Origin of the sequence: Streptomyces sp. NPDC006296 (assembly GCF_040613235.1) — a bacterium.
Taxonomy (GTDB): Bacteria; Actinomycetota; Actinomycetes; order Streptomycetales; family Streptomycetaceae; genus Streptomyces.
In genome coordinates this window covers 1-5,103 of the sequence record NZ_JBEXRT010000084.1, presented here as the reverse complement: position 1 = coordinate 5,103, position 5,103 = coordinate 1, and the positions used below count along the sequence as shown (strand labels likewise).

The window sequence follows — 5,103 nt, the reverse complement described above, 5'->3', positions numbered from 1 at the left end:
GCTTCGGTGCGCAGCGGATTGATCTCCGAGACGGCACCGACAAACGTGGTCTTACCCACGCCGAAGCCCCCTGCCACCACGATCTTCGCCGAGGTAGTGGAGCGGGCCGCTCCGCCGCTAGAGCTTGCGAAGTCCACTGAGCACCCTTTCGAGCAGTGTCACGTCTGGTTGGCCGCCGGCGGCCTCGTCGCCGCCGGGCTGATGGATAGCGACGAGTCCGGCCTCGGCCAGGTCGGCCACGAGGATCCGGGCAACGCCGAGAGGAATCGAGAGCAGGGCCGAGATCTCGGCCACCGACTTGATCTCGATGCAGAGCCGGCAGATCCGCTGGTGCTCGGGCAACTGCCCTTGCAGCCGGGACGGATCGGCCGTGGTACTGACCAGCGCCTCGATGGCGAGCTGGTAACGCGGCCGGGTCCGGCCGCCGGTCATGGCGTACGGGCGCACCAGCGGGTTGTGCGCCGCGGGCTGCGCGGGTTCCGGTGCCTGGCGCTGGACCGGCTGGATGCGCGAGGGCGGTGCCTCGTACCGCTGCGGAGGCTGCTGCTCGTGCTGCGGCTCCTGGTACGGAGGGTGCTCCTCGTGCTGCGGCTGCCCGTACGGGTCCTGCTGCTCGTGCTGAGCCTGCCGGTACGGCTGCTGCTGCCACTCGGTACCGGGCTGCCGCCAGTCACCGCCCTGCCAGTCCTGCTGGGGCTGCTGGTAGGGCTGGTACGGCTGATAAGACTCGTGCGAGCCCTCTCTGCCGTGCCCGGAGAAGGTGTCGTAGCGGTAGTCGCCCTGCTCACCCGGAACCCGCTGACCGCCCTCGTACGGGTGTCCGCCTGTGGGTGCTGCCACGTTTCCTCCTCCGCCTGCCGGTCGCCGTCCCGTGGTGCCGCGCCACCGCACCTTATGGCGCGGTGACGAGAAACGCACTGTCTGTCTGTCAGTTAAGAAGACTTCCCTGGAGTTCGGCGCGGAGATCCGGGGTAAGGACGGTCCCCGCACGGTCCACGAGAAGTGCCATTTCGTACCCAACCAGACCGATATCGGCGTCCGGGTGGGAGAGGACGGCGAGCGACGATCCGTCAGAGATGGACATGATGAAGAGGAATCCTCGCTCCATCTCCACAACGGTCTGATTCACGGCGCCGCCTTCGAAGATCCGGGAGGCACCCGCCGTGAGCGACGTCAGGCCGGAGGCGACGGCCGCCAGCTGATCGGCGCGGTCGCGCGGGAAACCTTCGGACATCGCCAGCAGGAGTCCGTCGGCGGAGACCACCACCGTGTGCGACACCCCGGGGGTGTTGTCCACGAAGTTGGTGATCAACCAGTTCAGATTCTGCGCCGCCTGGCTCATCGGGCTCACACTAACGCTCCTGGTTGTAGGTATTACTGGTGTCCGACCCCGCGGTACGTCCCCTCAGGACCCCGCGGCGCAGGTTGCTCAACCTGCCCCGCACGTCCTCGGGGGCGCGGGAGACCTGTGGGCCGCCCTGCTGGGTCTGCTCCGCCGTTCCCTCGACCAGGTTGGCCTTGGGCACGCGCCGGGGAAGGCCGGAGGGGGTGATCCCGCCCGCCTTCGGATCCCGGAGCTTGTCGGCTCGCTCCCAGCGCTCGTCGTTCGCCGAGCGCCAGTCGTCGGTGCCCTCACCGTCGGTGGGCTCCGCCGGCTGCGGCTGTTCCGGCACCGGCCGCTGCCGCTGCTCCGGCGGTGCAGGCTGATCGTTTCCGCGCCCGGTGGGCTGCCAGTGCTGCTGGCCTCCCCGGCGCGGGAGACCCGCCTCGGTCAGGTCGTGACCGGGGTTCGGGGTGGGGCCCTGGCGATCGAAGCCTACGCTTTCGCCCGTCCCGGCGGGAGCGCCCGGTGCGGATTCCGGCCGGAGCTGCGCCGGCGGCTCGAAGGAGCCCTGATAGGCACCCTGACCGGGCCACTCACCCTGCGGGGAGAGGCCGTCCTGCGGGGCGAACGGGTCGGCGTGCTGCTCCTGCGGTGCGTCCGCTGCGGTGTATCCGGCTTCCGGATAGGCGTTCTGCGGCGGCGCCTGGAAGCCGTTGCCGGCGTACGGGTCGTAGCCGCCGTACGCGGGCTGCGGGTGGCCGGACTGCTCCTGGGCGTAGGGCTCGGGGGCGTACGGCTCGGGAGCGTAGGGCTCCTGACCGTACCCGTCCCGGCCGTACTGCTCCTGCTGCCGCTCGGCGCCGTCCTGCTGCGGGAAGGCCGGGCGCTCGGCGCCCGTCTGGGCCTCCAGCGCGGCCCGGCGCTCCTCGCGCATCAGCGAACGGCCGACCGGGTCCAGCTGCGGGGAGTCCGCCGCCGGGGTCTCGTAGCGGGAGTCGTCGAAGCCGAGCTCCGCCGCCGTGCGCATCGGGAGCGGCTGCGGCATCGGGTCGAAGGACCCCGGGCGCTGCTGCTCCGGAATGATCGAGGAGACGGTGAAGTCGCCCTCCTGGGCCGACCCGCCGCCCTGGGTGATGGAGTCCGGCAGCATCACCAGCGAGGTGGTCCCCGCCTGCTCGCCCGAGGGGCGCAGCTGGACGCGGATGCCGTGCCGGTCGGCCAGCCGGCCGACCACGAACAGGCCCATCCGCTGGGACACCGCGGCGTCCACGGTCGGCGGGTTCGCCAGCTTGTGGTTGATGTCCGCGAAGTCCTCGGCGGTGAGACCGATGCCCTTGTCGTGGATCTCGACCACGAGACGGCCGTCGGGCAGCCGGGTCGCGGTGACGCGGACCTTGGTCTGCGGCGAGGAGAAGGTGGTGGCGTTCTCCAGCAGCTCGGCCAGCAGGTGCACGAGGTCGGTCACGGCCTGGCCGTGGATCTCGCTCTCCGGCACCCCGGTCAGCTCGATGCGCTCGTAGGACTCCACCTCGGAGGAGGCGGCGCGCAGCACGTCGACCAGCGGCACCGGCTGGGTCCAGCGGCGGCCGGGCTCCTCGCCCGCGAGCACGAGCAGGTTCTCGCCGTTGCGCCGCATACGGGTGGCCAGGTGGTCCAGCTTGAAAAGGCTCTCCAGCTGGTCCGGGTCGGCCTCGTTGTTCTCCAGGCCGGTGATGAGGGTCAGCTGGCCCTCGATGAGCGACTGGTTGCGCCGCGACAGGTTGGTGAAGATCGCGTTGACGTTGCCCCGCAGCAGTGCCTGCTCGGCGGCCAGCCGGACCGCCTCGCGGTGCACCTGGTCGAAGGCGCGGGCGACCTCGCCGATCTCGTCCCGGCTGGTGATCGGGATCGGCTGCACCCGGGTGTCCACCCGGCCGGGCTCGGTCCGCGACAGCTGGTCGACCAGCATCGGCAGCCGCTGCTCGGCGATGCCGAAGGCGGCCGTGCGCAGCCGGCGCATCGAGCGGCTCATCTGGCGGGCCATGAGACCGGCGATGACGAAGGCGGCGAGCAGCGCCACGAGCACGATCGCGGCGTCGAGGAAGGCGTCGTTGCGGGCGCCGGCCGAGATCTCCGCGGCCTCGGCCACGGCCCGGTCGACGAGCTCGTTCTCCACCGTGGTGTAGCCGTCGAACTTCGCGGTCGACGCGGCCATCCAGGTCTCGGGCGTGATGCCCTTGGCCGCCAGCTCCTCGGGCGTCCTGCCCTGGCCGATCTGCTGGGCCATGCCGTCCAGGACCGAACCGTCGACGCTCGGCGGCGTGACGAAGGGCCTGCCCTCCGCCTTCGCCTCTGCCTTGGCGGCCTTCAGCTGCTCGGCCCCCTCGGCGGCCTTGCCGGCCATGACCGCCTTCAGCCGGGCCGCGTCCGCCTCGGTGCCGCCGGAGACGAACTCGCCGAGGGCGATCTGCTCCAGGTAGTTGTACGAGTTGAACGCGGTGACCTGGCCGTTGAACTTCCGCTCCTCCTGGCTCGGGCGCACCAGCAGGTGCATGCCGATCGAGCGCTGGAGCGACTCGGCGGCCTTGGCCAGTTCGAGGGCGTACACGGTCCGGCCGTAGCTGGTGATGTTGCCGGTGCCCAGGCCGAGCTCGTTGGAAAACTCCATCAGCGAGTGCTGGACCTTGGTGTAGCCCTCCTCGGTCCGCACCGGGTCCATGGCCTCGGCGTAGGCGGCCTTGCGCAGCTCGGGGAGCAGCGGCTCCTCCGCCTCGAACAGCTTCAGGCGGCGGTGGAGCCCCGGCTTGTCCGGCATGTTCCGCACGGCCGCGTCGAACTTCTCCGCGGCCGCGTCCGTCGTGGCGCGCACCCGCTCCACCTCGGCGGCGCTGCGCCTGTTGGACAGCAGGGGCCGGGCGGTGAGGTCGCGCTCGTTCAGCAGCGCCTGCCCGTACGCGGCGGCGGCGCGGACGACCAGGGCCGTCCTCTCCGCGTCCTGGGCCTCGTTCCAGGTGTCGACCGACCCCTTCACCTGGAAGCCGCCCATGATGAGGCCGACCAGCGCCGGAATCAGGAGAATCGCGTTCAGCCGGGTGGGTACACGCCAGTTGCGGGGGGAGAGCCGGCTGGTGCTGCCGCCCGCCGGAGCAGCTCCGGACGACGTGTCCGCCGCAGGCGGGGACACCGCAGCGCGCGGCGGTGGCGTGAAATTGCCCCGCTCCGGCTGCGCCGCGGAGCCCTCGTTGCTTCGCCTCACTCGACCAACAACCTCTCGGCGTCGGCACCTACGTTGTGCCGGATTATCGTTCAGGGGCCGTACTGCTGGGTAGTTCGAGGCATTGCAGCATGCGGACCGGTCGCGTTCCAAACAGTCGGAATGCACGATTCCGGGTGTGGCCGGCCACCGATAAAGCGGACATAAAGAGCGAGCCCCGTCAAAAGGCGAGGCTCGTGTGAGCGCAGGGGTACCGTCCGTACGCGTCGGGTATCGACGCAGACCCATTTCTCTGTCGAAATGTTATGAACACGGGGGCGGGGCGTGTCCAAGGACACAGCCCGCCCCCGCTCGACTACGGCAACTTCCGTAGGCCGCTACCGACTTGCGGCTACTTCAGCCGGGCCATCAGGGCGTGCTCGACCAGCGTGATCAAGCCACTCTTGGCGTCCGCGCGGTGGCGGGCGTCCGTCGTGATGATCGGGGCGTCGGGGCCGATCTGGAGTGCTTCGCGTACTTCGTCGGGGGTGTAGGGCTGGTGTCCGTCGAAGCCGTTGAGGGCGATGACGAAGGGGAGGCCGCTGTT

The 5,103-nt window shown here is 70.5% G+C and carries 3 protein-coding genes and 2 pseudogenes; all 5 read right to left on the bottom strand.

From position 1 onward, the window contains the following. Window positions 1-137, bottom strand: a pseudogene (locus ABZ172_RS29970) (ATP/GTP-binding protein); the annotation flags it as partial. Further along, on the bottom strand, window positions 118-840 hold the full coding sequence (locus tag ABZ172_RS29965; protein ID WP_356888489.1) for a DUF742 domain-containing protein: 723 nt from the start codon (window positions 838-840) through the stop codon (window positions 118-120). The gene ABZ172_RS29965 and the pseudogene ABZ172_RS29970, both read right to left, overlap by 20 nt. Window positions 841-928: 88 nt before the next feature. Next, window positions 929-1,342, bottom strand: a complete 414-nt coding sequence (locus ABZ172_RS29960) for a roadblock/LC7 domain-containing protein (RefSeq protein WP_267007938.1) — start codon at window positions 1,340-1,342, stop codon at window positions 929-931. 10 nt (window positions 1,343-1,352) lie between these two features. Beyond that, the gene (locus ABZ172_RS29955) at window positions 1,353-4,559 is read right to left on the bottom strand and encodes a nitrate- and nitrite sensing domain-containing protein (RefSeq protein WP_356888487.1); all 3,207 of its coding nucleotides are present in this window, start codon (window positions 4,557-4,559) and stop codon (window positions 1,353-1,355) included. 349 nt (window positions 4,560-4,908) lie between these two features. Beyond that, window positions 4,909-5,103 (bottom strand): annotated as a pseudogene (locus ABZ172_RS29950) (ATP-binding protein); the annotation flags it as partial.